This is a genomic window from Cytobacillus sp. NJ13, from assembly GCA_030348385.1.
Lineage (GTDB): Bacteria > Bacillota > Bacilli > Bacillales > Cytobacillaceae > Cytobacillus.
Map to the genome: position 1 here is coordinate 3,389,820 of JAUCFP010000006.1, position 24,731 is coordinate 3,414,550.

31 protein-coding genes are annotated in these 24,731 nt (G+C 43.3%); all 31 read right to left on the reverse strand.

The window, feature by feature from the left end; translation table 11 throughout:
* Window positions 1–14: 14 nt before the first annotated feature.
* The 31 genes from secY to rplL all read right to left on the reverse strand — a co-directional run bounded on the left by secY (window position 15) and on the right by rplL (window position 24,702).
* Complete coding sequence (gene secY, locus QUF73_16930; GenBank protein MDM5227836.1) at window positions 15–1,310, reverse strand: preprotein translocase subunit SecY; 1,296 nt, start codon at window positions 1,308–1,310, stop codon at window positions 15–17.
* A complete protein-coding gene (gene rplO / locus QUF73_16935; GenBank protein MDM5227837.1) occupies window positions 1,310–1,750 on the reverse strand; it encodes a 50S ribosomal protein L15 in 441 nt (146 codons plus the stop codon). Before rplO ends, secY begins: the two co-directional genes overlap by 1 nt.
* Before the next feature lie 32 nt (window positions 1,751–1,782).
* On the reverse strand, window positions 1,783–1,965 hold the full coding sequence (rpmD, locus tag QUF73_16940) for a 50S ribosomal protein L30 (GenBank protein ID MDM5227838.1): 183 nt from the start codon (window positions 1,963–1,965) through the stop codon (window positions 1,783–1,785).
* Window positions 1,966–1,978: 13 nt separating this feature from the next.
* Window positions 1,979–2,479: a 30S ribosomal protein S5 gene (gene rpsE / locus QUF73_16945; GenBank protein ID MDM5227839.1), complete on the reverse strand. Its 501-nt coding sequence runs from the start codon at window positions 2,477–2,479 to the stop codon at window positions 1,979–1,981.
* 24 nt (window positions 2,480–2,503) lie between these two features.
* Entirely contained in the window at window positions 2,504–2,866 is a 363-nt protein-coding gene (gene rplR, locus QUF73_16950) for a 50S ribosomal protein L18 (GenBank protein ID MDM5227840.1), read from the reverse strand.
* Between the two features lie 32 nt (window positions 2,867–2,898).
* Window positions 2,899–3,435, reverse strand: a complete 537-nt coding sequence (gene rplF, locus QUF73_16955) for a 50S ribosomal protein L6 (protein MDM5227841.1) — start codon at window positions 3,433–3,435, stop codon at window positions 2,899–2,901.
* A 31-nt stretch (window positions 3,436–3,466) separates the two neighbouring features.
* On the reverse strand, window positions 3,467–3,865 hold the full coding sequence (gene rpsH / locus QUF73_16960; GenBank protein MDM5227842.1) for a 30S ribosomal protein S8: 399 nt from the start codon (window positions 3,863–3,865) through the stop codon (window positions 3,467–3,469).
* A gap of 29 nt (window positions 3,866–3,894) precedes the next feature.
* The gene (rpsN, locus tag QUF73_16965; GenBank protein MDM5227843.1) at window positions 3,895–4,080 is read right to left on the reverse strand and encodes a 30S ribosomal protein S14; all 186 of its coding nucleotides are present in this window, start codon (window positions 4,078–4,080) and stop codon (window positions 3,895–3,897) included.
* 25 nt (window positions 4,081–4,105) lie between these two features.
* The gene (gene rplE / locus QUF73_16970) at window positions 4,106–4,645 is read right to left on the reverse strand and encodes a 50S ribosomal protein L5 (protein MDM5227844.1); all 540 of its coding nucleotides are present in this window, start codon (window positions 4,643–4,645) and stop codon (window positions 4,106–4,108) included.
* 26 nt (window positions 4,646–4,671) lie between these two features.
* On the reverse strand, window positions 4,672–4,983 hold the full coding sequence (gene rplX, locus QUF73_16975; protein ID MDM5227845.1) for a 50S ribosomal protein L24: 312 nt from the start codon (window positions 4,981–4,983) through the stop codon (window positions 4,672–4,674).
* Window positions 4,984–5,020: 37 nt separating this feature from the next.
* Entirely contained in the window at window positions 5,021–5,389 is a 369-nt protein-coding gene (gene rplN / locus QUF73_16980; GenBank protein ID MDM5227846.1) for a 50S ribosomal protein L14, read from the reverse strand.
* A gap of 41 nt (window positions 5,390–5,430) precedes the next feature.
* Window positions 5,431–5,694 carry a 30S ribosomal protein S17 gene (gene rpsQ / locus QUF73_16985; protein MDM5227847.1) on the reverse strand — a complete coding sequence of 88 codons (264 nt, stop codon included), beginning with the start codon at window positions 5,692–5,694 and terminating at the stop codon, window positions 5,431–5,433.
* Between the two features lie 21 nt (window positions 5,695–5,715).
* Entirely contained in the window at window positions 5,716–5,916 is a 201-nt protein-coding gene (gene rpmC / locus QUF73_16990) for a 50S ribosomal protein L29 (protein ID MDM5227848.1), read from the reverse strand.
* Window positions 5,906–6,340 (reverse strand): 50S ribosomal protein L16, encoded by a 435-nt coding sequence (rplP, locus tag QUF73_16995; GenBank protein ID MDM5227849.1) that lies wholly within the window; start codon window positions 6,338–6,340, stop codon window positions 5,906–5,908. Before rplP ends, rpmC begins: the two co-directional genes overlap by 11 nt.
* 1 nt (window position 6,341) lies before the next feature.
* A complete protein-coding gene (gene rpsC, locus QUF73_17000; protein ID MDM5227850.1) occupies window positions 6,342–6,998 on the reverse strand; it encodes a 30S ribosomal protein S3 in 657 nt (218 codons plus the stop codon).
* 3 nt (window positions 6,999–7,001) lie between these two features.
* A complete protein-coding gene (gene rplV / locus QUF73_17005) occupies window positions 7,002–7,343 on the reverse strand; it encodes a 50S ribosomal protein L22 (GenBank protein ID MDM5227851.1) in 342 nt (113 codons plus the stop codon).
* 18 nt (window positions 7,344–7,361) lie between these two features.
* Window positions 7,362–7,640, reverse strand: a complete 279-nt coding sequence (gene rpsS / locus QUF73_17010) for a 30S ribosomal protein S19 (GenBank protein MDM5227852.1) — start codon at window positions 7,638–7,640, stop codon at window positions 7,362–7,364.
* Window positions 7,641–7,700: 60 nt separating this feature from the next.
* Window positions 7,701–8,531 carry a 50S ribosomal protein L2 gene (gene rplB, locus QUF73_17015; GenBank protein ID MDM5227853.1) on the reverse strand — a complete coding sequence of 277 codons (831 nt, stop codon included), beginning with the start codon at window positions 8,529–8,531 and terminating at the stop codon, window positions 7,701–7,703.
* A gap of 32 nt (window positions 8,532–8,563) precedes the next feature.
* Entirely contained in the window at window positions 8,564–8,848 is a 285-nt protein-coding gene (gene rplW, locus QUF73_17020) for a 50S ribosomal protein L23 (protein ID MDM5227854.1), read from the reverse strand.
* On the reverse strand, window positions 8,848–9,471 hold the full coding sequence (gene rplD, locus QUF73_17025) for a 50S ribosomal protein L4 (GenBank protein ID MDM5227855.1): 624 nt from the start codon (window positions 9,469–9,471) through the stop codon (window positions 8,848–8,850). Before rplD ends, rplW begins: the two co-directional genes overlap by 1 nt.
* Before the next feature lie 28 nt (window positions 9,472–9,499).
* The gene (rplC, locus tag QUF73_17030) at window positions 9,500–10,126 is read right to left on the reverse strand and encodes a 50S ribosomal protein L3 (protein ID MDM5227856.1); all 627 of its coding nucleotides are present in this window, start codon (window positions 10,124–10,126) and stop codon (window positions 9,500–9,502) included.
* A gap of 40 nt (window positions 10,127–10,166) precedes the next feature.
* Window positions 10,167–10,475 (reverse strand): 30S ribosomal protein S10, encoded by a 309-nt coding sequence (rpsJ, locus tag QUF73_17035; protein MDM5227857.1) that lies wholly within the window; start codon window positions 10,473–10,475, stop codon window positions 10,167–10,169.
* 552 nt (window positions 10,476–11,027) lie between these two features.
* Window positions 11,028–12,215, reverse strand: coding sequence for an elongation factor Tu (gene tuf, locus QUF73_17040; protein MDM5227858.1), 1,188 nt, complete (start codon window positions 12,213–12,215; stop codon window positions 11,028–11,030).
* A gap of 119 nt (window positions 12,216–12,334) precedes the next feature.
* Window positions 12,335–14,413 carry an elongation factor G gene (fusA, locus tag QUF73_17045; GenBank protein MDM5227859.1) on the reverse strand — a complete coding sequence of 693 codons (2,079 nt, stop codon included), beginning with the start codon at window positions 14,411–14,413 and terminating at the stop codon, window positions 12,335–12,337.
* A gap of 51 nt (window positions 14,414–14,464) precedes the next feature.
* Window positions 14,465–14,935 carry a 30S ribosomal protein S7 gene (gene rpsG, locus QUF73_17050; GenBank protein ID MDM5227860.1) on the reverse strand — a complete coding sequence of 157 codons (471 nt, stop codon included), beginning with the start codon at window positions 14,933–14,935 and terminating at the stop codon, window positions 14,465–14,467.
* A 42-nt stretch (window positions 14,936–14,977) separates the two neighbouring features.
* Window positions 14,978–15,400, reverse strand: coding sequence for a 30S ribosomal protein S12 (gene rpsL, locus QUF73_17055; protein ID MDM5227861.1), 423 nt, complete (start codon window positions 15,398–15,400; stop codon window positions 14,978–14,980).
* A gap of 103 nt (window positions 15,401–15,503) precedes the next feature.
* Complete coding sequence (locus QUF73_17060; protein ID MDM5227862.1) at window positions 15,504–15,752, reverse strand: 50S ribosomal protein L7ae-like protein; 249 nt, start codon at window positions 15,750–15,752, stop codon at window positions 15,504–15,506.
* Between the two features lie 156 nt (window positions 15,753–15,908).
* Window positions 15,909–19,508 (reverse strand): DNA-directed RNA polymerase subunit beta', encoded by a 3,600-nt coding sequence (gene rpoC, locus QUF73_17065; GenBank protein MDM5227863.1) that lies wholly within the window; start codon window positions 19,506–19,508, stop codon window positions 15,909–15,911.
* A 126-nt stretch (window positions 19,509–19,634) separates the two neighbouring features.
* Window positions 19,635–23,189: a DNA-directed RNA polymerase subunit beta gene (gene rpoB / locus QUF73_17070; GenBank protein MDM5227864.1), complete on the reverse strand. Its 3,555-nt coding sequence runs from the start codon at window positions 23,187–23,189 to the stop codon at window positions 19,635–19,637.
* 373 nt (window positions 23,190–23,562) lie between these two features.
* Window positions 23,563–24,165: a class I SAM-dependent methyltransferase gene (locus QUF73_17075; protein MDM5227865.1), complete on the reverse strand. Its 603-nt coding sequence runs from the start codon at window positions 24,163–24,165 to the stop codon at window positions 23,563–23,565.
* Window positions 24,166–24,336: 171 nt separating this feature from the next.
* Window positions 24,337–24,702, reverse strand: a complete 366-nt coding sequence (gene rplL / locus QUF73_17080; protein MDM5227866.1) for a 50S ribosomal protein L7/L12 — start codon at window positions 24,700–24,702, stop codon at window positions 24,337–24,339.
* Between the last annotated feature and the right edge of the window lie 29 nt (window positions 24,703–24,731).

A 24,731-nucleotide genomic window follows, 5' to 3' on the forward strand; every position in this document is an offset into this window, starting at 1 on the left:
CCCCTTCAACCAGATTATTTAATGAAACCTTTATAATGACGCTTAACCAGCTGTGCTTCAAGCTGCTTCATCGTTTCAAGTGCAACACCGACAACGATCAGCAGGCTTGTGCCTCCAATTTGCGCAGACTCAGGCAATCCAGCAATATTGATGAAGAATACCGGCAGGATTGAAATGACTGTCAGGAAGAGCGCACCGACCAATGTTAAACGGTATAAGACGCGAGTCAAATATTCCTGCGTGTTATTTCCTGGACGAATGCCCGGGATATAACCGCCCTGCTTCTTCAGGTTTTCCGCAACTTGTTCCGGATTTACCTGAATGAAAGCATAGAAATAAGTAAAAGCAATGATTAATGCACTATAGATGACCATTCCGATTGGAGACGTGTAGTCAAATATTCTTTGAATCCATAGCGTCACATCATTCTGCTCAAAGAAACCTGCAATGGTTCTTGGCGTGATGATGAATGAAATCGCAAAGATTACTGGAATTACACCAGCTGCATTAACTTTTAACGGAAGATGAGTTGATTGTCCGCCAGCAGAATTTTTTCCTGCTGTTACACGCTTAGCGTATTGAATAGGAATCTTTCTTAAAGCCTGTTGGATAAAGATCGTTCCCACAACAATAGCAACGACTGCAATCAGGATAAGCACGACTGTCACAATGCGAAGGAATAGCTGCTCTCCAGCATTTTCAAACTGCTGAGCATAGATCTGGTTAACCGTTGAAGGAATACCAGCTGCGATACCAGCAAAGATAATGATGGAAATACCATTCCCTACACCTTTTGATGTAATCTGCTCACCAAGCCACATTAGAAATGCAGTTCCGGCAGTCAACACTACAGCAATCAATAGATAAGAGGTAATTCCCGGATTTTCAATCAGCATACCGCCTGCTAGGTTATTAAACCCATAAGACATACCGAGAGCCTGGATAAAACCAAGCACGATAGTAAAGTAACGGGTAAACTGAGCTAACTTACGGCGTCCAACTTCACCCTGCTTTGACCATTCCGTAAACTTAGGAACAACATCCATCTGCAGAAGCTGTACAATGATGGATGCGGTAATATACGGCATGATGCCCATCGCAAGGATCGAGAAGTTTAGGAGCGCCCCGCCGCCGAATGTATTCAGAACACCGAATACATTAAGTTCATCCTGGGCTTTTAACAGATCTGCATTTACGCCCGGTACAGGGATAAATGTACCGATGCGAAATACGATCAGCATTAAAAGGGTGAAAATAATCTTTCGTCTTATATCACCCACACGCATAAAATTGGAGATTGTCTGAAACATTAAATCACCTCAGTTTGACCGCCGGCAGCTTCGATAGCTTCCTTTGCAGCAGAGGAGAATTTATGAGCTTTAACTGTAAGCTTTTTCTCAACTTTGCCTTTTGCAAGAATCTTGATTCCTGCTTTTTCGTTGCTTACTACACCAGTTTCGATAAGAAGCTCAGGAGTTACTTCAGTTCCATCTTCGAAACGGTTTAGAGCATCAAGGTTCACAACCGCGTATTCTTTACGGTTGATGTTAGTGAAACCGCGCTTAGGCAAGCGTTGGAATAAAGGTGTTTGACCACCCTCGAATCCAGGACGGACACCGCCGCCGGAACGAGCGTTTTGACCTTTATGACCCTTACCAGCAGTTTTACCATTACCGGAACCGATACCACGGCCTTTGCGTTTGCGTTCTTGACGAGAACCTTCTGCAGGCTTTAATTCATGAAGTTTCATGTTGGCACCTCCTTATTTGTAGAAGAATAGATTTATTTTTCTTTTACCACAACAAGGTGAGCTACTTTGTTGATCATTCCGCGGATAGCAGGATTATCTTGATGCTCAACTGTTTGGTGCATTTTGCGTAAGCCAAGAGCCTTAACTGTTTCGCGTTGGTCTTGCGGGCGACCAATCACGCTGCGAGTGAGGGTTACTTCTAGTTTATTCGCCATTTGATATCCCTCCTTATCCTAACAGTTCTTCTACTGATTTACCACGTAATTTCGCTACGTCCTCAGCACGTTTTAATTGAGTTAAACCGTTCAAAGTGGCGCGAACCATGTTGATTGGTGTGTTAGTACCTAAAGATTTAGATAAGATATCACCAACACCAGCTAATTCCAGAACCGCACGAACAGGACCTCCGGCGATTACTCCAGTACCTTCAGAAGCAGGCTTAAGAAGGATTTCTCCAGCACCGAAGTGACCGATTACCTGGTGAGGAATTGTAGTTCCAACCATAGGTACTTCGACTAAGTTTTTCTTAGCATCTTCAATAGCTTTGCGGATTGCTTCAGGAACTTCCTGTGCTTTACCTGTACCAAAGCCAACGTGACCGTTTTTGTCACCTACTACTACAAGAGCAGAGAAACGAAAACGACGTCCACCTTTAACAACCTTTGCTACACGATTAACCGTAACTACGCGCTCTTCAAGTTCAAGTTTGTTTGGATCAATACGACGCATCTTTTTGTGTCCCTCCTTTGTCTATTAAAATTCTAAACCATTTTCACGTGCTGCATCAGCTAATGCTTGAACACGTCCATGATATAGATAGCCACCACGATCGAAAACGACAGCTTTAACGCCTTTTTCGACTGCGCGCTTTGCAACTAATTCTCCGACCTTAACTGCTGCATCAACGTTGCCAGTTGCATCAAGGTTTACTTCTTTATCTTGTGTAGAAGCACTTGCTACAGTAACTCCGTTTACATCATCAATAAGTTGAGCATAAATGTGCTTGTTTGAACGATACACATTTAAACGAGGACGAGCCGCAGTTCCAGAAAGTTTCGCACGCACACGAGCATGTCTTTTCTTACGAACTGCATTTTTATCAGCCTTCGTAATCATTTCGGTCACTCCTTTCGTTTACCTAAGCGGCATTACTTACCAGTTTTACCTTCTTTACGACGAACATATTCGCCTTCATAGCGGATACCTTTACCTTTGTAAGGCTCTGGAGGACGAACATCACGGATGTTGGCAGCCAATGCGCCAACACGCTCTTTGCTAGTACCTTTAACAATGATCTTTGTGTTAGATGGCACTTCAACTTCAATACCTTCTTCAGGCTCGATTTCAACAGGATGAGAGTAACCAACGTTTAAAACAAGCTTTTTGCCTTGTTTTTGAGCACGGTAACCGACACCGATAAGCTCTAGTCCTCTTTCGAACCCTTTTGACACACCTTCAACCATGTTAGCTAGAAGTGCGCGAGTCGTTCCGTGCAATGCGCGGTGTTCTTTCGCTTCAGATGGACGGGACACGTTGATTACGTTCTCCTCCACCTTGATTTCGATATCCTGGTTGAATGAACGGGAAAGTTCACCTTTAGGACCCTTCACAGTAACAGTGTTATTGTCGATAGTAACAGTAACACCAGATGGAATTTCGATTGGTTTTTTACCTATACGAGACATTTAATTGCACCTCCATTCATGAAAAACTCTATTACCAAACGTATCCTAATACTTCTCCGCCGACTTGTTTAGCGCGAGCTTCTTTGTCTGTAAGAACTCCTTGAGAAGTAGAAACTAGTGCGATTCCAAGACCGTTAAGTACGCGAGGTACTTCATCAGCCTTTGCGTATACACGAAGACCAGGCTTACTGATACGCTTAAGACCAGTGATAACGCGTTCGTTGTTTGAACCGTATTTTAAGAAAATGCGGATGATGCCTTGCTTGTTATCCTCGATAAGCTCAACATCACGTACAAAACCTTCACGCTTTAAGATCTCAGCAATTTCCTTTTTGATGTTAGAAGCAGGAACTTCTAATTTTTCGTGACGAACCATGTTCGCATTACGGATGCGAGTTAGCAAGTCTGCAATTGGATCTGTCATGACCATTGTTTTTACCTCCTTCCCATACTTGGGGTTTACCAGCTAGCTTTTTTCACGCCAGGAATTTGTCCTTTATATGCTAATTCACGGAAACAAATACGACAAAGCTTAAATTTACGGTATACAGAATGTGGACGTCCGCAGCGTTCGCAGCGAGTGTACTCCTGTACCTTGTGTTTAGGCGTGCGTTTTTGCTTCGCAATCATTGACTTTTTAGCCACGTTTTCGCCTCCCTCTATTTAGCGATTACTTTTGGAATGGCATTCCAAATTGAGTTAAAAGTTCACGAGCTTCTTCATCAGTGTTAGCTGTAGTTACGATAACGATATCCATACCACGAACTTTGCTTACTTTATCGTAATCAATCTCAGGGAAGATCAACTGTTCTTTGACACCTAGAGTATAGTTACCACGGCCGTCAAATGACTTCTTAGAGATACCGCGGAAGTCACGTACACGTGGAAGAGATACAGATACTAACTTATCAAAGAACTCATACATGCGCTCTCCACGAAGAGTAACTTTCGCGCCGATTGGCATACCTTCACGAAGACGGAAGCCAGCGATAGATTTCTTAGCGCGAGTGATAACCGGCTTTTGACCAGTGATCAATGTTAATTCCTCAACAGCTTTATCTAGTGCTTTAGCGTTTTGAACAGCGTCACCAACACCCATGTTAATAACGATTTTTTCAAGCTTAGGTGCTTGCATAACTGATTTATAGTTAAACTTGCTCATTAGAGCAGGAGTAATTTCTTTTGAATGCTTTTCTTTTAGGCGGTTCATCCATTGTACCTCCCTTCTTCTTTGAACTATTTATCTAGAACTTCACCGGATTTTGTTGCAACACGTACTTTTTTGCCATCAACCGTTTTGTAGCCTACACGAGTTGGTTCACCAGATTTAGGATCTACAGGCATAACGTTTGATACATGAACAGGTGCCTCTTGGCTGATGATTCCGCCCTGCGGGTTCATCTGAGAAGGCTTAGAGTGTTTCTTTACAATGTTAACTCCTTCAACAAGCACTCGGCTTTGTTTAGGGAACGCTGCAAGAATAACGCCCGTTTTGCCTTTATCCTTACCAGAGATGACCATAACTTTGTCACCTTTTTTCACATGCATCTGTGCGCACCTCCTTAAAGGCAATTTGATTTGTTATTTATAATACTTCTGGAGCTAAAGATACAATTTTCATGAAGTTGTTTTCACGTAGTTCACGGGCAACCGGTCCGAAGATACGAGTTCCGCGTGGTCCTTTGTCATCACGAATAATTACACATGCGTTTTCATCGAAACGAATGTAAGTACCGTCATTACGGCGTACACCGCTCTTAGTACGTACAACTACCGCTTTAACAACATCACCTTTTTTAACAACGCCACCTGGTGTTGCTTGTTTCACTGTACAAACGATAACATCACCGATGTTAGCAGTCTTTCGGCCAGAGCCACCAAGAACTTTAATTGTAAGTACTTCACGAGCACCAGAGTTGTCAGCAACTTTTAAACGTGATTCTTGTTGAATCATGTGTGTAACCTCCCTTCGGGATAAATCTCCCAACCGAACAATTAGATAATAACTGCTTTTTCAACTACTTCTACAAGACGGAAGCGTTTAGTCGCAGATAGTGGACGAGTTTCCATAATACGAACGATATCGCCAGTTTTTGCTTGGTTTTGCTCATCATGAGCCTTGAACTTTTTAGAGTACTTAACGCGTTTACCGTAAAGTGGATGCTTTTTGTAAGTTTCGACAAGAACCGTTACTGTCTTATCCATTTTGTCAGAAACGACGCGTCCAGTGTAAACTTTGCGTTGGTTGCGTTCACTCATTGTGCGAACCTCCTCTCAATATCACTTGCTAAAGCCAATTTCTCTTTCACGAATAACAGTTTTCATGCGGGCAATCGCTTTGCGTACTTCACGAATGCGAGCTGTGTTTTCAAGTTGTCCAGTCGCCAATTGAAAGCGAAGGTTGAAAAGCTCTTCTTTTAATGATTTTACTTTTTGTTCAATTTCGGCAGTGGTAAGGTCACGAATTTCATTAGCTTTCATTTGATTCACCACCAATTTCTTCTCGTTTTACAAACTTGCACTTAACTGGAAGTTTGTGTGATGCAAGACGTAATGCTTCACGAGCGATCTCTTCAGATACACCAGCGATTTCGAACATTACTTTACCAGGCTTAACAACTGCTACCCATCCTTCAGGAGCACCTTTACCGGAACCCATGCGGACTTCTAGAGGCTTTGCAGTGTAAGGCTTGTGAGGGAAAATTTGAATCCAAACTTTACCGCCACGTTTCATGTAACGAGTCATTGCAATACGTGCAGATTCAATTTGACGGTTAGTGATCCAAGAAGCTTCTAGAGCCTGAAGGCCATATTCACCGAAGTTTACTTCAGTTCCGCCTTTTGATTGACCACGCATTTTTCCGCGGTGTACACGACGATATTTAACGCGCTTTGGCAATAACATATTATTTGCCTCCTTCCCCAGTTTTCTTCTTAGTAGGAAGGACCTCTCCACGATAGATCCATACTTTTACGCCCAATTTACCGTAAGTTGTATCAGCTTCAGCTGTAGCATAATCGATATCAGCACGAAGAGTATGAAGTGGAACTGTTCCTTCGCTGTATGATTCTGAACGAGCGATATCAGCACCGCCTAAACGACCAGATACCATTGTTTTGATACCCTTAGCGCCAGCGCGCATTGCACGTTGAATAGTTTGTTTTTGAGCACGACGGAAAGATACGCGGTTTTCTAATTGACGAGCAATGTTTTCCGCAACCAATTTCGCATCAATATCTGCTCTTTTAATTTCAAGAATGTTGATATGAACACGCTTGCCAGTTAATGAGTTAAGTGACTTGCGAAGTGCTTCAACCTCAGTACCACCTTTACCGATAACCATTCCTGGTTTCGCAGTGTGGATAGTGATGTTCAGGCGATTAGCAGCACGTTCGATTTCTACTTTAGAAACAGAAGCATCGCTTAAGCGCTTTGTGATGTACTCACGAACCTTAAGGTCTTCGTGTAAAAGATCAGCATAGTCTTTGCCTGCGTACCATTTTGACTCCCAATCACGGATGACACCGATACGCAAACCGACTGGATTTACTTTTTGACCCACTGATTATCCCTCCTTCTTTTCTGATAAAACGATAGTAATATGGCTAGTACGCTTGTTGATTTGGCTTGCACGGCCCATAGCGCGAGGACGGAAACGTTTTAAAGTTGGTCCTTCGTCTACGAATGCTTGAGCAACTACCAGATTGTTAACGTCCATTTCGTAGTTGTGCTCAGCGTTAGCTAGTGCAGATTTTAAAACTTTCTCTACGATTGGAGAAGCAGCTTTAGGTGTAAGGTTTAAAATCGCTACTGCTTCGCCTACTTGCTTTCCTCGAATTAAATCTACGACTAAACGAGCTTTACGAGGAGCAATACGAACTGTTCTTGCAACAGCTTTAGCTTGCATTAGAATGCCCTCCTCTCATTAACGTCTTGTTTTCTTATCATCATTGCCATGGCCTTTGTACGCACGAGTTGGAGCAAATTCTCCAAGCTTGTGGCCTACCATGTCTTCAGTGATGTATACAGGCACATGTTTACGACCATCATAAACTGCGATTGTGTGTCCGATGAATTGTGGGAAGATCGTAGAACGGCGAGACCAAGTTTTAGTAACTTGCTTGCTTTCTGTTTCGTTAAGCTTTTCGATCTTTGTCATTAAATGTTCATCAACAAAAGGTCCTTTTTTTAAGCTGCGACCCATGATTGAACCTCCCTTCGTGATTGTTCTACGGTTCTTATTTGGAACCGTAGTGCAATCCCGTTATTTTTTACGACGACGTACGATAAATTTGTCTGATTTGTTGTTTTTCTTGCGTGTCTTGTAACCAAGTGTTGGTTTGCCCCAAGGAGTCATTGGAGACTTACGTCCGATTGGCGCACGTCCTTCACCACCACCGTGTGGGTGATCGTTAGGGTTCATTACAGATCCACGTACAGTTGGGCGCTTGCCTAACCAGCGTGAACGACCTGCTTTACCAATGTTAATAAGCTCGTGCTGCTCATTGCCAACCTGACCTACAGTTGCACGGCACTCAGCAAGAATCATGCGAACTTCACCAGAGTTTAAACGAACTAATACGTACTTGCCTTCTTTACCAAGAACTTGTGCAGAAGTACCAGCAGAACGTACTAATTGTCCGCCTTTTCCAGGTTTTAATTCGATGTTGTGGATTACAGTACCCACTGGAATATTAGCTAGTGGAAGTGCATTACCCACTTTGATGTCTGCTTCTGGACCAGACATTACTTCCATGCCCACTTGTAAATTCTTAGGTGCAAGGATGTAACGCTTTTCTCCATCCACATAGTTAATTAGTGCAATATTTGCAGAGCGGTTTGGATCATACTCGATTGTGGCAACGCGTCCTGGAATGCCATCTTTGTTACGTTTGAAATCAATGATACGATATTGACGTTTATGACCGCCGCCTTGATGACGAACTGTCAACTTACCTTGGTTGTTACGGCCGCCTTTTCTCTTAATAGGAGCAAGTAAAGACTTTTCTGGTTGGTTAGTCGTGATTTCTGCGAAATCAGATACCGTCATGCCGCGACGACCATTAGAGGTAGGTTTATACTTTTTAATCGCCATTTCGTTTCCCTCCTCTTCTAGTTATAGTATTTTTAAGCTTCAAATAGCTCGATTTCTTGGCTTTCAGCTGTTAATTTAACGATCGCTTTACGGCGTTTGTTAGTGTAACCGCCAAATTTGCCCATACGTTTGAACTTACCTTTGTAGTTCATGATGTTAACTTTCTCAACTTTAACGCCAAAGATTTGCTCTACAGCGTCTTTAACTTGAGTTTTGTTAGCTCGTACGTCAACTTCGAACGTATATTTTTTATCAGCCATAATATCAGTAGAACGTTCAGTGATTACGGGGCGCTTAATGATTTCGCGTGCATCCATTATGCAAGCACCTCCTCTACTTTTTCAACCGCTGCTTTCGTCATGATAAGCTTATCATGATTTAAAACATCTAAAACAGTGATTCCAGAAGCAGACACAACTGTTACACCAGGGATGTTACGAGCAGATAATGCTACGTTCTCATCTAGGTCAGCAGTTACGAAAAGTGCTTTTGAATCAACAGAAAGACCAGTTAATACACCTTTGAAGTCTTTTGTTTTAGGAGTTTCGAAAGCAAGGCCTTCTAATACTAGGATGTTTTCTTCTAACACTTTAGAAGATAACGCAGATTTGATTGCCAGACGGCGAACCTTTTTAGGTAGTTTGTAGCTGTAGCTGCGTGGTACAGGACCAAATACAGTACCGCCTCCGCGCCATTGTGGTGAACGGATTGAACCTTGACGTGCACGGCCTGTGCCTTTTTGGCGCCATGGCTTGCGTCCTCCGCCCGCTACTTCAGAACGAATTTTAGTTTTATGAGTCCCTTGACGTAATGAAGCTCTTTGCATAACAATGGCTTCGAATAATACGTGCTGGTTAGGCTCGATACCAAAGATCGCATCATTAAGTTCGATATCACCAACTTTAGATCCGCTTTGGTTAAACAATGCTACTTTCGGCATTCTGTTTTCCTCCTTTCCGGTTTAATTATTATGCTTTTACCGCACTTTTGATTTTTACTAATGCTTTTCTAGCACCAGGTACGTTACCTTTGATCAATAGCAAGTTGCGCTCAGCATCAACTTTCACGATTTCAAGGTTTTGCACAGTGATTTGCTCTCCACCCATACGTCCAGGTAATAATTTACCTTTGAATACACGGTTTGGAGCTACAGGACCCATTGAACCAGGGCGACGGTGGTAACGAGAACCATGAGCCATCGGCCCGCGAGATTGTCCGTGGCGCTTGATGGCACCCTGGAAACCTTTACCCTTTGAGATTCCTGTTACATCAACAGTTTCGCCTTCTGCGAATATATCAACTTTGACTTCTTGACCAACTTCATATTGTCCTAAATCAGCTCCGCGGAATTCGCGTACGAAGCGCTTAGGAGCAGTGTTTGCTTTAGCAACATGCCCTTTTTCAGGTTTGTTGGATAGCTTGTCGCGCTTATCTTCAAATCCAAGCTGGATTGCTTCATATCCATCAGTTTCAACTGACTTCTTTTGAAGAACAACGTTAGCTGCTGCCTCAACAACTGTTACCGGGATAAGATCACCGTTTTCAGCAAATACTTGAGTCATACCAATCTTTCTTCCTAAGATTCCTTTGGTCATTTCAGTCACACCTCCTAAGTTTCTTATAATTATTTATTGATTAAAGTTTGATTTCGATATCTACACCAGACGGTAAATCTAAACGCATTAGAGAATCAACCGTTTGTGGTGTTGGGTTAACGATGTCGATTAGACGTTTATGCGTACGCATTTCGAACTGTTCACGAGAGTCTTTGTACTTATGAACCGCACGAAGGATTGTGTAAATAGACTTTTCAGTTGGTAATGGAATCGGACCTGAAACAGCCGCACCAGAACGTTTTGCAGTCTCAACAATCTTTTCTGCTGATTGATCAAGAATTCTGTGATCATACGCTTTTAAACGAATACGAATTTTTTGTTTTGCCATTATTTTCCCTCCTTTTCGCCTATTTTAATATAGACATTCTCCGTGAAAATTTCCCACACACTCGCCATGGCAAAGCGGCCGGGTGTGTCAGCAACCTTTCACTTCATCGCAGTCAAAGACCAACATTGTCTATTATACAGAAACAATAATTGAAATGCAACATGTATATGCTATTTCTTTATGTTTCGCACACTTTTACTATTATAACTGCTGATTATGAAGTTTTCAATAGAATAGGAAGAAGTCTAAATATTTGCTTTAGGGCTTGGAATTTTCTCAGGGGGGATTGATAGAAAAGGTGAATATATTATAGAAGGAAGTAGTCTACAAAATATTATTGTGGAACCTTCGTAGGTTTTCTGCAGATAATTGATGGGTTAAGCCTGAAACGGCATTTTAAAATGTTCTCTGTTTCAGTAATAGTGCAAATCTCATTATGGATCAAAGAAGCAGTACTTTTATAACGATGGCCAACACACATACACAAATCGATATTCAAAGAAGACAAAAAAAACAGATGGGTCGTCACCCATCTGTTTTTATCTATTGCAATTACTCTGTGATTGTAGCAACTACGCCAGCGCCTACAGTACGTCCACCCTCACGGATAGAGAACTTAGTACCTTCTTCGATAGCGATTGGAGCGATTAGTTCTACAGTCATTTCGATGTTATCTCCAGGCATAACCATTTCTACGCCTTCAGGAAGATTACAGATACCAGTTACATCAGTTGTACGGAAGTAGAACTGAGGACGGTAGTTAGTGAAGAATGGAGTATGACGTCCACCTTCTTCTTTTGAAAGAACGTATACTTCAGCTTTGAACTTAGTGTGCGGCTTAATTGAATTCGGTTTAGAAAGTACTTGTCCACGCTGGATGTCTTCACGAGCTACACCACGAAGCAATGCTCCGATGTTATCTCCTGCTTCAGCATAGTCAAGTAATTTACGGAACATTTCAACACCAGTTACTGTAGTTGACTTTGGCTCTTCAGTGAAACCAGTGATTTCAATTACATCGCCGACTTTAACTACTCCGCGCTCTACACGACCTGTAGCAACTGTTCCACGTCCAGTAATTGAGAATACATCCTCAACAGGCATCATGAATGGCTTGTCAGTGTCACGAGTTGGAGTTGGGATGTACTCATCAACAGCAGCCATAAGCTCTTCGATTTTAGCTTCCCACTCAGGCTCACCTTCAAGAGCTTTAAGAGCAGAACCTTTAACAACTGGGATATCATCGCCAGGGAATTCATACTCAGAAAGAAGATCGCGAACTTCCATTTCAACTAGTTCAAGAAGCTCTTCGTCATCAACCATGTCACACTTGTTCATGAATACAACAAGGAATGGAACACCAACCTGACGAGAAAGCAGGATGTGCTCACGAGTTTGTGGCATTGGGCCGTCAGCAGCAGAAACAACTAGGATTCCGCCGTCCATTTGAGCAGCACCAGTGATCATGTTCTTAACATAGTCAGCGTGACCTGGGCAGTCAACGTGTGCATAGTGACGGTTTTCAGTTTCATACTCAACGTGTGCAGTTGAGATTGTGATTCCACGCTCGCGCTCTTCAGGAGCCGCATCGATTTGATCATATCCGCGTGCTTCACCGCCGCCTTTCTTAGAAAGAACAGTTGTGATAGCTGCAGTTAAAGTAGTTTTACCATGGTCAACGTGTCCGATAGTACCGATGTTAACATGGGGTTTTGAACGGTCAAATTTAGCTTTTGCCATTTGAAAAATCCTCCTTTAAATTATAAAAGTTAAGTATTTTATGCTGTGGAGAGGGTACCCTTCCCACAGCGTTTTTTGCCTACAATAGTAGTTATACTTTATTAAAAAGGTAAAATCAATTATTCACCTTTATTTTTTTTAATGATTTCTTCAGAAATTGATTTTGGTACTTCTTCATAGTGGTCGAAGTGCATGGAGAATACTCCGCGACCCTGTGTGCTTGAACGCAGGGACGTTGCATAACCAAACATTTCAGATAGTGGTACCATTGCACGAACAACTTGAGCGTTACCACGTGCATCCATACCCTCTACCCGGCCACGACGTGAAGTGACATTACCCATGATATCCCCCAGGTATTCTTCAGGAATAATTACTTCTATTCTCATAACTGGTTCAAGGATAACCGGGCTACATTTTGATGCAGCGTTTTTAAGAGCCATTGACGCTGCGATTTTGAATGCCATTTCAGATGAGTCAACATCATGGTAAGATCCATCAAACAATCTTGCTTTAATATCCACTAACGGGAATCCAGCAAGTACTCCACGCTCAAGTGAATCTTCAAGACCAGCTTGAACCGCAGGGATGTATTCACGTGGAACTACACCGCCGACAATGCCGTTTTCAAACTCAAAGCCCTTACCTTCTTCGTTAGGAGAGAATTCAATCCAAACATGTCCAAATTGTCCGCGTCCGCCTGATTGGCGTGCGAATTTACCTTCAACCTGAGCTGAAGCGCGGAAAGTTTCACGGTATGCAACCTGTGGTGCACCTACGTTAGCTTCCACTTTAAATTCACGTTTCATACGGTCAACAAGGATATCAAGGTGAAGCTCACCCATACCTGCAATGATAACCTGTCCAGTTTCCTGGTCAGTGTGCGCACGGAATGTTGGATCTTCTTCTTGAAGTTTTTGCAGAGCAGTAGTCATCTTATCTTGGTCAGCCTTTGACTTAGGCTCGATAGATAATTGAATAACAGGCTCTGGGAATTCCATAGATTCAAGAATTACAAGATTCTTCTCATCACAAAGTGTATCACCTGTTGTAGTGTCTTTAAGACCTACCGCAGCAGCGATATCTCCAGCGTGTACTACAGAAATCTCTTCACGGGAATTAGCATGCATTTGCAGGATACGACCTACACGTTCGCGTTTTCCTTTAGTAGAGTTTTGTACATAAGAACCGGAGTTCAGTGTACCTGAGTAAACTCGGAAGAATGTTAACTTACCAACATATGGATCAGTCATTACCTTAAATGCTAATGCAGAGAATGGCGCTTCGTCGCTTGAAGGACGAGTAACTTCCTCATCTGTGTCCGGAAGTGTACCTTTGATAGATGGTACATCAAGCGGAGATGGAAGGTAGTCAATTACAGCGTCAAGCATCTTTTGAACGCCTTTGTTTTTGAAAGCAGATCCACAGATTACAGGGTAGAATTCAACGTTTACTGTACCTTTACGAATAGCTGCTTTAAGCTCTTCGTTAGTGATTTCTTCACCGCCAAGGTATTTCTCCATTAACTCTTCATCAAGCTCAGCTACCGCTTCAATTAGCTTTTCACGGTATTCTTCAGCTTGTTCCTTGTATTCTTCTGGAATTTCACGATCTTCGATATCCGTACCTAAGTCGTTACCGTAGAAAGTGGCTTTCATTTCAATTAAGTCGATGATGCCTTCGAACTGATCTTCAGCACCAATCGGCAGTTGGATAGCAGCTGCATTTGCCTGTAAACGATCATGAAGTGTCTTCAATGAATACAAGAAGTCTGCACCTAGCTTATCCATTTTGTTTACGAATACCACACGTGGTACTCCGTAAGTAGTAGCCTGGCGCCAAACTGTTTCAGTTTGAGGCTCAACGCCTGATTGTGCATCAAGTACAGCAACCGCACCATCAAGAACACGAAGTGAACGCTCAACTTCCACTGTGAAGTCTACGTGTCCAGGAGTGTCAATGATGTTTACGCGGTGGCCTTTCCACTGTGCAGTTGTCGCAGCAGAAGTGATTGTGATTCCACGCTCTTGCTCCTGCTCCATCCAGTCCATCTGTGAAGCACCTTCGTGTGTTTCACCGATTTTGTGGATACGGCCAGTGTAGTAAAGTACACGCTCAGTTGTTGTTGTTTTACCGGCATCAATGTGAGCCATGATACCGATATTGCGAGTATTTTCTAAGGAGAACTCTCTAGCCATTGGGTCTTTCTCCTTCCTAGTATGAGTGTTATTTTAGTTAAGCTGTATATCTTACCAGCGGTAGTGAGCAAACGCTTTGTTCGCTTCTGCCATTTTGTGTGTATCTTCACGCTTCTTAACAGATGCACCAGTGTTGTTAGCTGCATCAAGGATTTCGTTAGCTAAACGCTCTTCCATAGTCTTTTCTCCGCGAAGACGCGCATAGTTTACTAACCAGCGAAGACCAAGAGTAGTACGGCGGTCAGGACGCACCTCAACTGGTACTTGGTAGTTAGCTCCACCTACACGGCGTGCTCTTACTTCAAGTACAGGCATGATGTTTTTAAGCGCCTGATCGAAAACTTCCATTGGCTCTTTGCCAGTGCGCTCGCTGATGATATCGAACGCAGAGTAAAGAATAGCTTGAGATTTACCTCTCTTACCATCGATCATCATTTTGTTGATCAGACGGCTAACTAGCTTTGAGTTGTAAATCGGATCCGGCAATACGTCTCTTTTTGCTACAGGACCTTTACGTGGCATGGATTGTTCCTCCTTTCAAAGATGGTTGTCTATTAATTAGAATTATTTTTTAGCTGCTTTTGGACGCTTAGCACCGTATTTAGAACGGCCTTGCATACGGTTGTTAACACCAGCAGTATCTAAAGCGCCGCGCACGATGTGGTAACGCACACCCGGTAAGTCTTTTACACGTCCTCCACGGATAAGAACAACACTGTGCTCTTGAAGGTTGTGTCCGATACCAGGGATGTAAGCATTAACCTCGATACCATTTGTTAAACGAACACGAGCATATTTACGTAATGCAGAGTTCGGTTTCTTTGGAGTCATTGTACCAACACGAGTACAAACACCACGCTTTTGAGGTGAAGCTACGTTTGTTTGAGCTTTCTTGAAGCTGTTGTAGCCTTTGTTAAGAGCTGGTGAATTTGACTTCTCTGACTTAGTTTGACGAGGCTTGCGCACTAATTGGTTAATAGTAGGCATTTGATTTTTCCTCCCTTCGAATTTGTTTAAGCCCACACATCCAGGTGGTTCATTTTGATGCAAAAACAAAGTTCTTGCAGATAGCAATCTACAAAAACAGTTTTTAAAAAGATATGGCAACAGCTGCTGCCCCAACTTCGATTCCGCATGCTTTACCGAGCTTTTTCATCGAATCCACATACACAATCGGAACGTTCATCTCATTCGCTGTACTAACCACTTTAGCTGTAACCCTAGGATCAGCATCACTGGCGACTACGACTTCATCGATGGTTCCCAGTTTAAGAGCTTTGACTGTTTGCTTTGTTCCTACAATAAAACTTTTTGCCTGCAATACTTTATCATAAGACATTTACGACATCCTCCAAAGTATCCGGTGAATAGGAGCACCTTTGCTATAGTACCATCTTCATTTTTCGATGTCAACAAGCAAAATGATTTTTATTTCATTTATTCACTTTAAAATGCGGTACTTGCTGGTAAATAAGCAAGCACCGCAATGATTACATTATTCTACAGTAACAGCATCTTCAGCAGTTTCCTCATTTGTATAAGGCTCTGCTCTTCTGTATCGCTGCATACCTGTTCCGGCTGGGACAAGTTTACCAATAATTACATTCTCTTTCAGGCCAAGAAGCTCATCGCGCTTGCCTTTAATCGCTGCATCGGTAAGAACTCTTGTCGTCTCCTGGAAGGATGCTGCTGATAAGAATGAATCTGTTTCAAGAGATGCTTTTGTGATACCAAGCAGAACCGGACGTCCTGTTGCAGGCATTTTTCCAGCAAGAAGGGCTTTTTCATTGGCATCCGTAAATTGATGGATATCAAGCAGAGTACCTGGAAGTACATCTGTTTCTGCCGCATCAATTACACGCACTTTGCGAAGCATCTGGCGGACCATTACCTCGATGTGCTTATCGCCAATTTCAACACCCTGCATGCGGTATACCTTCTGAACTTCACGCAGCAAGTATTCTTGAACAGCTGTTACATCTTTCACTTTAATTAACTCTTTAGGGTCAATAGAACCTTCAGTTAGTTCCTGTCCACGCACTACTTCGTCGTTTACAGCTACTTTTAAGCGGGCTGTATAAGGTGCTGTATAAGTCTTGGACTCCACTTCACCCTGAACAACAATTTCATGCTGACGGTCGCGGCCTTCATTGATGCCAACTACCACACCGTCAATTTCAGAAATAACCGCCTGGCCTTTAGGGTTACGCGCTTCGAAAATTTCCTGGATACGCGGTAAACCTTGAGTGATATCATCTCCTGCTACCCCACCGGTATGGAACGTACGCATCGTTAACTGTGTACCTGGTTCACCGATGGACTGGGCAGCGATGATACCTACTGCTTCACCAACTTCAACCTCTTGACCAGTAGCTAAGTTACGGCCGTAGCATTTCTTACATACACCATGACGTGTGTTACAAGTGAATGCAGAACGGATCCACACTTCTTCAATGCCGGATGAGACAATCTCAGTGGCGATATCTTCAGTGATCAGGCCATTTTCAGGGACAATCACTTCTTTTGTTTCAGGGTGTTTGATATTTCTTCTTGCATAACGGCCAATCAGACGCTCTTCCAGCGCTTCAATGACTTCAGTACCATCCTTAAGGGATGCGATCAGCAATCCGCGGTCAGTTCCGCAATCATCATCACGAACAATGACATCCTGCGCAACGTCAACAAGGCGGCGAGTCAGGTAACCTGAGTCAGCTGTTTTAAGAGCTGTATCAGCAAGACCTTTACGGGCACCGTGTGTAGAAATAAAGTACTCGAGTACTGTTAAGCCTTCACGGAAACTTGATTTAATCGGCAATTCAATGATGCGTCCAGCCGGGTTGGCCATGAGTCCGCGCATACCAGCTAACTGAGTGAAGTTGGACGCGTTACCACGGGCACCGGAGTCACTCATCATGAAGATTGGGTTGGATTTATCCAATGACTTCATCAATTTTGCCTGGATATTATCTTTCGCTGCACTCCAGATTGAAATAACACGATCATAACGCTCGTCTTCGGTAATAAGACCGCGTCTGAACTGTTTCATGACATTATCAACCTTGCCCTGTGCTTCCTGGATAATTTCCTGCTTCTCCCTTAATACTACGATATCAGCAACACCGACTGTGATACCGGCTTTTGTGGAGTGCCTGAATCCAAGGTTTTTCATGCGGTCAAGCATTTTGGACGTTTCAGTGATTTTGAAGCGTTTAAAGACTTCCGCAATGATGTTTCCAAGGATTTTTTTCTTAAACGGATCTACTAGAGGCATTTCCTTGATAACAGCAGCTACATCAGTAGCAGGCTCTACAAAATATTTCGCAGGAGTTTCAATCTCAAGGTTTTCTTTTGTAGGCTCGTTAATAAACGGGAATGTCTCAGGCAGAATTTCGTTGAAAATAAGCTTACCAACCGTAGTTAATAAAAGCTTTTTATTTTGTTCTTCAGTAAATGTCTGATTATTTAAGGATCCAGCATGGACAGCTACTCTTGTATGCAAGTGCACATAGCCGTTCTGATAGGCAAGCAGTGCTTCGCTTGTATCTTTAAAAATCATGCCTTCGCCAACAGCGCCCGCTCTTTCAAGTGTCAGGTAGTAGTTACCTAATACCATATCCTGTGAAGGAGTAACAACTGGCTTACCGTCTTTCGGGTTCAGGATGTTCTGTGCTGCCAGCATCAGCAAGCGGGCTTCTGCCTGTGCTTCTGCTGAAAGAGGTACGTGAACAGCCATTTGGTCACCGTCAAAGTCTGCATTGTAAGCAGTACATACGAGTGGATGAAGACGAATAGCACGTCCTTCCACCAATGTCGGTTCGAATGCCTGAATACCGAGTCTGTGTAGAGTTGGGGCACGGTTTAGCAATACAGGGTGCTCTTTAATAACACTTTCAAGAACATCCCAAACTTCCGGCTGCACTCTTTCGATCTTGCGTTTTGCAGACTTGATGTTGTGAGCTAAGCCCTTTTCCACCAATTCCTTCATAACGAATGGCTTGAATAATTCCAATGCCATTTCTTTTGGAAGTCCGCACTGGTACATTTTTAAGTTTGGTCCTACGACGATAACCGAACGTCCGGAATAGTCAACACGCTTACCAAGCAAGTTTTGGCGGAAACGGCCCTGTTTCCCTTTAAGCATATGAGACAGGGATTTTAATGGACGGTTTCCTGGTCCTGTTACCGGTCTTCCGCGGCGTCCGTTATCGATTAGCGCATCTACAGCTTCCTGAAGCATGCGCTTTTCGTTTTGAACGATAATGCTTGGAGCACCAAGGTCCAATAAACGCTTTAAGCGGTTGTTGCGGTTGATTACACGGCGGTACAGATCATTTAAGTCGGAAGTGGCAAAACGTCCGCCATCCAGCTGTACCATCGGACGAAGCTCCGGAGGAATAACCGGAAGAACATCCAGAATCATCCAAGATGGTTCATTTCCAGAGCCACGGAAAGCTTCAAGAACTTCCAGGCGTTTGATTGCACGAGTGCGTCGCTGGCCCTGGGCAGTTTTCAGTTCCTCTTTAAGGGAATCTACTTCTTTGTTGAGGTCTATGTCAGAAAGAAGTTTCTTAATAGATTCAGCACCCATGGATGCCTGGAACTTGTTTCCGTACTTTTCGCGGTATGCACGGTATTCTTTTTCAGAAAGCAGCTGCTTCTTTTCAAGAGCCGTATCGCCTGGATCTGTTACAACATAAGAAGCGAAGTAAATAACTTCCTCAAGTGCACGCGGAGACATGTCCAGCACAAGGCCCATACGGCTTGGGATGCCTTTGAAATACCAAATGTGGGATACAGGGGCTGCAAGTTCAATGTGGCCCATTCTTTCACGGCGCACTTTTGCACGTGTTACTTCAACGCCGCATCGATCACAGACAACGCCTTTGTATCGAACACGCTTATACTTTCCACAGTGACATTCCCAGTCTTTCGTCGGTCCGAAAATGCGTTCGCAGAATAGACCGTCCTTTTCTGGTTTTAATGTACGATAGTTGATCGTTTCAGGCTTCTTTACCTCACCATGTGACCAAGAGCGTATCTTATCCGGTGAAGCAAGACCTATTTTCATATACTCGAAATTGTTTACATCTAGCAAGGGGCCTACCTCCCTTTTGATCTCCGGGTTTTACCCTTATTGCTCAAACAGCAAAAGTGCCAATAATATCCCCAGCAGCCTCCGCCATTTGACGGAGCGCCCAGGGATTAAGGAATTTATATTAAATTATTCTTTCGTAACTGCTTGCTCTTCGTTTTGCGTTTCCGGAGCGATTGTCAATGATTCAGCCTGCTGAACATCATCTTCATCTTCCAGGTCGCGCATTTCAATTTCTTCTTCATCGCCAGAAAGGATCTTAACATCCATACCTAAACTTTGAAGTTCTTTGATTAGTACCTTGAATGACTCCGGTACGCCTGGTTCAGGAACATTCTCGCCTTTGACGATTGATTCATAAGTCTTAACACGTCCAACGACGTCATCGGACTTAACCGTTAAGATCTCCTGAAGTGTATAGGCAGCACCATATGCTTCAAGTGCCCAAACCTCCATCTCACCGAAACGCTGTCCGCCAAACTGAGCTTTACCGCCCAATGGCTGCTGCGTAACAAGAGAGTAAGGTCCTGTTGAACGGGCATGGAGCTTATCGTCAACCATGTGCGCCAGTTTGATCATATACATGACACCAACTGATACACGGTTGTCAAACGGCTCGCCTGAACGTCCATCATAAAGGACAGTTTTTGCATCACGCGCCATGCCTGCTTCTTCAATCGTTGCCCACACATCTTCCTCGCGGGCACCATCGAATACAGGAGATGCTACGTGAATGCCCAGTGCTCTGGCAGCCATACCAAGGTGAAGCTCAAGCACCTGTCCGATGTTCATACGCGATGGAACCCCAAGAGGGTTTAACATGATGTCTACTGGAGTGCCATCCGGCAGGTAAGGCATGTCTTCTTCCGGTAAAATACGGGAGATAACACCTTTGTTACCGTGGCGTCCGGCCATCTTGTCCCCTTCAGAGATTTTACGCTTCTGAACGATATATACACGTACAAGCTGGTTTACACCTGGAGGAAGCTCATCTCCATCTTCCCTGTTAAACACTTTAACATCCAGTACGATACCGCCGCCGCCGTGTGGCACACGAAGGGAAGTATCGCGGACTTCACGTGCTTTTTCACCAAAGATTGCGTGCAATAGCCTTTCTTCAGCTGTCAGTTCCGTTACCCCTTTAGGAGTTACTTTACCAACAAGAAGGTCGCCATCTTTTACTTCCGCACCTGTGCGGATAATTCCGCGTTCGTCCAGATTGCGCAGTGCATCTTCCCCAACGTTAGGGATATCTCTTGTAATCTCTTCAGGTCCAAGCTTTGTATCGCGTGATTCTGATTCATATTCTTCAATATGGATAGATGTATAAACATCATCTTTTACAAGGCGCTCACTCATAATGATCGCATCCTCGTAGTTATATCCATCCCATGTCATGAATGCGACAAGAACGTTGCGTCCAAGCGCTAGTTCACCAAGTTCCATGGAAGGTCCGTCAGCAAGGATTTCTCCTTTTGTTACACGGTTGCCTACAGCAACGATTGGGCGCTGGTTGTAGCAAGTTCCCTGGTTGGAACGGATGAATTTAAGCATTCTGTATTTATCAAGATCACCTTTAACTTCCTGGCCATCCACGTTTTGAATGCGGCGAACCCAAACTTCGCGCGCTTCTACATGCTCAACAATTCCCTCATGCTTACAGATAACTGCAGCACCTGAGTCTTTACCAGATACATATTCCATACCAGTACCAACTCTTGGCGCTTCCGGCTGCATCAAAGGCACAGCCTGACGCTGCATGTTCGCTCCCATTAGGGCACGGTTGGAGTCATCGTTTTCCAAGAATGGAATACATGCCGTCGCAGCAGAAACTACCTGTTTAGGCGATACATCCATGTAGTCAACACGGTCGCGTTTCACAACTGTGTTTTCCCCTTTGAAACGGGCTACTACTTCTTCGTCAAGGAATGAACCATCGTCACCAAGAAGTGCATTCGCCTGGGCCACTACATAGTTATCCTCTTCATCAGCTGTCAGATAGTCGATGCGGGATGTAACTTTCCCTGTTTCAGGGTCAATTCGGCGATATGGTGTTTCAATAAATCCGAAACGGTTTACCTTCGCAAATGAAGATAAGGAGTTAATCAAACCGATGTTTGGTCCCTCCGGCGTTTCAATCGGACACATACGCCCATAGTGAGAGTAGTGAACGTCACGTACTTCGAAGCCGGCACGTTCACGTGTCAGACCACCAGGTCCTAACGCAGAAAGACGGCGTTTATGTGTCAGTTCAGCAAGCGGATTTGTCTGGTCCATGAACTGGGACAACTGCGAGCTTCCAAAGAACTCTTTAATTGACGCAATTACAGGACGGATATTAATCAGCTGCTGAGGTGTAATGGTATTTGTATCTTGGATGGACATTCTCTCGCGGACCACACGCTCCATACGGGAAAGACCGATACGGAACTGATTCTGCAACAGTTCTCCGACTGAACGAAGACGTCTGTTTCCAAGATGGTCGATATCATCTGTATCTCCTACAGAATGCAAAAGGTTAAAGAAATAACTGATTGATGCAATGATGTCGGAAGGTGAAATGTTTTTCACTGCTTCTTCAACGTAGGCATTGCCGATTACATTGATGACTTTTTCGCCATCTTCATTAGGCGCGTAAATCTTAATAGACTGAAGCAATACTTCATCATCTACTACTCCGCCCAAAAGGCTTACGGTTTTAAAGCCGATATCCTTCTCCAGGTTAGGAAGGATCCGGTCTAATGTGCGGCGGTCAAGCGTAACGCCTTTTTCCGCAATAATTTCGCCAGTTTCTGGATCCACAAGCGTTTCAGCCAGTTTTTGACCGAACAGGCGATTTTTGATATGAAGCTTCTTATTGATCTTATAGCGTCCAACATTCGCCAGGTCATAGCGCTTTGGATCGAAAAATCTTGAGACAAGCAAGCTTTTCGCATTTTCGACCGTTGGCGGTTCGCCCGGACGAAGGCGCTCATAAATTTCAAGTAGCGCTTTCTCTGTACTTTCAGTATTATCTTTTTCAAGAGTGTTGCGAATGTACTCGTTGTCTCCAATCAAATCGATGATCTCTTGATCAGAGCCGAACCCAAGTGCACGCAAAAGAACCGTAACGGGCAGTTTCCGAGTACGATCTATTCTGACGTATACGACGTCTTTGGCATCTGTTTCATACTCAAGCCATGCGCCGCGGTTCGGGATTACGGTTGCTGTAAAGCCTTTTTTCCCGTTTTTATCAAGCTTTCCACTGAAATATACGCTCGGTGAACGTACTAACTGGGATACAATGACACGTTCCGCTCCGTTAATAACGAACGTACCTGTCTCTGTCATAAGCGGGAAGTCACCCATAAAGACATCCTGGTCTTTAACTTCGCCTGTTTCTTTGTTTACAAGACGCACTTTCACACGTAAAGGTGCAGAATATGTAACATCTCGTTCTTTCGATTCCTCAACGGAATATTTTGGTTCGCCAAGGCTGTAATCAATAAATTCAAGCGACAAATTACCAGTAAAGTCTTCAATCGGAGAAATATCATGGAACATTTCTCGTAAACCCTCATCAAGAAACCATTGATAAGAAGAGGTTTGGATTTCGATTAGATTTGGTAATTCTAAAACTTCACTGATTCGTGCGTAACTTCTACGTTGGCGGTGTCGTCCATACTGAACTAGTTGACCTGTCAACTGATTCACCCCTCAAATCAAGCGTTATTGTTGCTAATAGCAATTTATATCATCTTATAAGAAAAGCTAAAGAGCGCCTGCCTATCGGCGACAAGCTTTAGACCCGAAACCGATGGCGCAAAGAGCAGCCAGCGAACTGGCTTAGAAGCTGGGCTTTTCCCGAAGAAGTACAGGGACATAAGCCAAACCTCCATTCTTATAAGACAAAAAGAAAAAGGGTTTTCACTTCAAAAACCACATTTTCACAATACGACTATTATTTTGTTAGCATTCCCACTAAAACCAAATTTATACAACTATTAGATAAATTTAGTTATAAATAGAAATATAATATGTTGGCATTTTACAATACTATCATAGCAAAAAAGTCAAGTCAATCTTTTTTTGCTCTTAAAATAAAATAGCCTTTTTTCTTTTCTGCCGTCTCCACTTCGCCGAATAACTCTGTGAGTTTGTCGATGGCAGATGGTGCACCCTGCTTTTTCTGGATGACAACCCATAGCTCTCCTCCAGAAATTAGCGAATTAAAACTTTGTTCGAAAATATCATGAACAACCTTTTTCCCGGCACGGATTGGCGGGTTTGTCAGAATGGCCGCATACTTATTGCCTTTTGTATTTTCAAGGCGGTCACTTTCATAGATTTGCACATTTTTAATCCCGTTCAATTCAGCATTTTCCTTCGCAAGACCGAGCGCCCTCTCATTCACATCAATCATATGAACAGTCCGTTCAGGCATTAGCTTTGCTGCAGTCAGCCCAATTGGCCCGTATCCGCAGCCGACATCAAGAATGTTTCCTTCAGCTTCCGGCTGTTCAAAAGTCTCAATTAATAATCTTGAACCGAAATCCACTTCACCCTTTGAAAAAACACCATTATCTGTTTTAAAGCGGAATGGATACTCCTTTAGAGTATAACTCCAGGTTTTAGGACTGCTTTCAACTTTTTGCGTTTGGGAATAGTAGTGTTCAGACATGAAATCACCTCCAGGGAGAATATATAAGAAGAAAATAGGAGAATCACAATTAAGTGGTTTCGAAGGAATTATATAGGATTGCCCACTAAAAAGCAAAAGGTTAAAGTGCTGATGTATATTTGATCTCAAAATAAAAAGCCCGCTTAAGCAGCGGGCTTTTCATAAATGATATTACTTAACTTCAACGCCAGCTCCAACTTCTTCAAGCTTAGCTTTAACTTCTTCAGCTTCTTCTTTAGAAACGCCTTCTTTAAGAGCTTTAGGAGTGTTGTCAACAAGTTCTTTTGCTTCTTTAAGTCCAAGACCTGTGATTTCACGTACCACTTTGATAACTTTGATTTTTTGGTCGCCTGCAGAAGCAAGAACAACGTCAAATTCAGTTTGTTCTTCAACAGCGCCGCCAGCAGCAGCTCCACCAGCCATTGCTACAGGAGCAGCAGCAGTTACACCAAATTCTTCTTCAATTGCTTTTACTAAGTCGTTTAGTTCTAAAACAGTCATAGATTTAACTGCTTCAATGATTTGTTCTTTAGTCATGATAATGTTTCCTCCTTATTTGTGGTTTG

What these genes read in the sequence shown, in the direction of transcription:
- secY (MDM5227836.1), bottom strand. Translation starts at nt 1,310, where the DNA reads ATGTTTCAGACAATCTCCAATTTTATGCGTGTGGGTGATATAAGACGA.
- rplO (MDM5227837.1), bottom strand. Translation starts at nt 1,750, where the DNA reads ATGAAACTTCATGAATTAAAGCCTGCAGAAGGTTCTCGTCAAGAACGC.
- rpmD (MDM5227838.1), bottom strand. Translation starts at nt 1,965, where the DNA reads ATGGCGAATAAACTAGAAGTAACCCTCACTCGCAGCGTGATTGGTCGC.
- rpsE (MDM5227839.1), bottom strand. Translation starts at nt 2,479, where the DNA reads ATGCGTCGTATTGATCCAAACAAACTTGAACTTGAAGAGCGCGTAGTT.
- rplR (MDM5227840.1), bottom strand. Translation starts at nt 2,866, where the DNA reads ATGATTACGAAGGCTGATAAAAATGCAGTTCGTAAGAAAAGACATGCT.
- rplF (MDM5227841.1), bottom strand. Translation starts at nt 3,435, where the DNA reads ATGTCTCGTATAGGTAAAAAACCAATCGAAATTCCATCTGGTGTTACT.
- rpsH (MDM5227842.1), bottom strand. Translation starts at nt 3,865, where the DNA reads ATGGTCATGACAGATCCAATTGCAGACTTGCTAACTCGCATCCGTAAT.
- rplE (MDM5227844.1), bottom strand. Translation starts at nt 4,645, where the DNA reads ATGAACCGCCTAAAAGAAAAGCATTCAAAAGAAATTACTCCTGCTCTA.
- rplX (MDM5227845.1), bottom strand. Translation starts at nt 4,983, where the DNA reads ATGCATGTGAAAAAAGGTGACAAAGTTATGGTCATCTCTGGTAAGGAT.
- rplN (MDM5227846.1), bottom strand. Translation starts at nt 5,389, where the DNA reads ATGATTCAACAAGAATCACGTTTAAAAGTTGCTGACAACTCTGGTGCT.
- rpsQ (MDM5227847.1), bottom strand. Translation starts at nt 5,694, where the DNA reads ATGAGTGAACGCAACCAACGCAAAGTTTACACTGGACGCGTCGTTTCT.
- rpmC (MDM5227848.1), bottom strand. Translation starts at nt 5,916, where the DNA reads ATGAAAGCTAATGAAATTCGTGACCTTACCACTGCCGAAATTGAACAA.
- rplP (MDM5227849.1), bottom strand. Translation starts at nt 6,340, where the DNA reads ATGTTATTGCCAAAGCGCGTTAAATATCGTCGTGTACACCGCGGAAAA.
- rplV (MDM5227851.1), bottom strand. Translation starts at nt 7,343, where the DNA reads ATGCAAGCTAAAGCTGTTGCAAGAACAGTTCGTATTGCTCCTCGTAAA.
- rpsS (MDM5227852.1), bottom strand. Translation starts at nt 7,640, where the DNA reads ATGGGTCGCAGCTTAAAAAAAGGACCTTTTGTTGATGAACATTTAATG.
- rplB (MDM5227853.1), bottom strand. Translation starts at nt 8,531, where the DNA reads ATGGCGATTAAAAAGTATAAACCTACCTCTAATGGTCGTCGCGGCATG.
- rplW (MDM5227854.1), bottom strand. Translation starts at nt 8,848, where the DNA reads ATGGATGCACGCGAAATCATTAAGCGCCCCGTAATCACTGAACGTTCT.
- rplD (MDM5227855.1), bottom strand. Translation starts at nt 9,471, where the DNA reads ATGCCGAAAGTAGCATTGTTTAACCAAAGCGGATCTAAAGTTGGTGAT.
- rplC (MDM5227856.1), bottom strand. Translation starts at nt 10,126, where the DNA reads ATGACCAAAGGAATCTTAGGAAGAAAGATTGGTATGACTCAAGTATTT.
- rpsJ (MDM5227857.1), bottom strand. Translation starts at nt 10,475, where the DNA reads ATGGCAAAACAAAAAATTCGTATTCGTTTAAAAGCGTATGATCACAGA.
- tuf (MDM5227858.1), bottom strand. Translation starts at nt 12,215, where the DNA reads ATGGCAAAAGCTAAATTTGACCGTTCAAAACCCCATGTTAACATCGGT.
- fusA (MDM5227859.1), bottom strand. Translation starts at nt 14,413, where the DNA reads ATGGCTAGAGAGTTCTCCTTAGAAAATACTCGCAATATCGGTATCATG.
- rpsG (MDM5227860.1), bottom strand. Translation starts at nt 14,935, where the DNA reads ATGCCACGTAAAGGTCCTGTAGCAAAAAGAGACGTATTGCCGGATCCG.
- rpsL (MDM5227861.1), bottom strand. Translation starts at nt 15,400, where the DNA reads ATGCCTACTATTAACCAATTAGTGCGCAAGCCTCGTCAAACTAAGTCA.
- QUF73_17060 (MDM5227862.1), bottom strand. Translation starts at nt 15,752, where the DNA reads ATGTCTTATGATAAAGTATTGCAGGCAAAAAGTTTTATTGTAGGAACA.
- QUF73_17075 (MDM5227865.1), bottom strand. Translation starts at nt 24,165, where the DNA reads ATGTCTGAACACTACTATTCCCAAACGCAAAAAGTTGAAAGCAGTCCT.
- rplL (MDM5227866.1), bottom strand. Translation starts at nt 24,702, where the DNA reads ATGACTAAAGAACAAATCATTGAAGCAGTTAAATCTATGACTGTTTTA.